Origin of the sequence: Kitasatospora sp. MY 5-36, from assembly GCF_001182915.1 — a bacterium.
Classification (GTDB): domain Bacteria; phylum Actinomycetota; class Actinomycetes; order Streptomycetales; family Streptomycetaceae; genus Kitasatospora.
In genome coordinates this window covers 1-1321 of record NZ_LFVW01001222.1, presented here as the reverse complement: position 1 = coordinate 1321, position 1321 = coordinate 1, and the positions used below count along the sequence as shown (strand labels likewise).

1 protein-coding gene is annotated in these 1321 nt (G+C 79.9%); it reads left to right on the top strand.

The features are described 5' to 3' along the window. Positions 1-1321, top strand: a 1321-nt coding sequence (locus AE652_RS41545) for a DUF5682 family protein (RefSeq protein WP_049661193.1), incomplete at both ends; no start/stop codon positions are given.

Genomic DNA, 1321 nt, shown 5'->3' with positions numbered 1-1321 from the left:
CGGGCCGTCGCCCGCGCCCTCGAACAGGTCCTGGTCGGCACCCGCACCGGCCGCCCGACCCCCGCCGCCCCGCGCAGCGGACTCGCCCCCGCCGTCGAGACCCTCCTCGCCGACCTCGGCCTTCCCTCCCCTGGCGACCCCGGCCCGCGCGACCTGCGCCTCGACCCGCTGCGCAGCGGCCTCGACCGCCGCCGCGAGATCCTCCTGCACCGCCTCACCGCCTGCGAGGTCCCCTACGGCGAGCCCGTCGCCACCACCGGCGCCGGCGGCACCGAGACCCTCGGCACCCGATGGCGCCTGCACTGGACGCCCGCAAGCGCCGCCATGCTCACCGTCGCCGGCACCCGCGGCGTCACCCCCGCCCAGGCCGCCGAAGGCGCCCTGCGCGCCCGCCTCACCGACCAGCCGACCCCGCGCGAGATCATCGACGGCCTCACCGCCGCCGCCTCCTGCGCCCTCCCCGCCCTCACCGAGGCCCGTCTCACCCAACTCACCACCCTGCTCCCCGCCTCCGCCACCCTCCCCGACCTCCTCGACGCCCTCGCCCTCCTCGACCGCCTGACCGCGGGCCACTTCCCCGGCCACACCCCGGCGGGAGCGGAGGAAGGCCCCGTCGCCGCAGACGACGGCACGCCCGTGGCCGGCGCCCCCGTGGCCGGCCCGCCCGTGCTCGTCGCGGCCGGGGAGGTGCTCACCGTGGCCGCCGTGCGGCAGTTGGAGGGCCTGGGCGGGTCGGACGATCCGCAGGACGCGCGGGCGCTGGTGGAGCTGGTACGGCGGGCGGACCGGCTCGGCGGGGTGCGGCTGGCGTACGTGCTGGCCGGACTCGCCGAGCAGGGGAGCCCGCTGGTGCGGGGTGCGGCCGGCGCGGTGCGGGTGCTGCTCGGCCAGGAGCCGGCCGAGGTGCTGGGCGGCCGGGCCGCCTCGTGGGTGGACGGCGCGACCGCTCCGGAGGCGCGACAGGCGCTCGGGCGGGCGCTGGTCGGCCTGCTGACGGCCGCGGAGGGGCTGTTCGACTCCGCGCCGCAGGCACTGGAACCGCTGCTGGAGCGGGTCACCTCGCTGCCCGACGACGCCTTCCTGGACCGGCTGCCCGCGCTGCGCGGCGGGTTCGACACGCTCAGCCCGGCCGCCCGGGACCGGCTGCTGGCCCTGGTCGAGGAGCGTCTGGGCGCCCGGCTCGCCGCCCTGCCCGAGGAGGCCGGCCCCGCTGTGCTCGCCGGCTGGGTGCGCGCGGACCTCGCGGCGCGTGCGGCGCTCGTCCGTCGCGGCCTCCTGCCCGCAACGCCCGCGCAGCCCGCGGCTGTTGCACCGTCGCCCG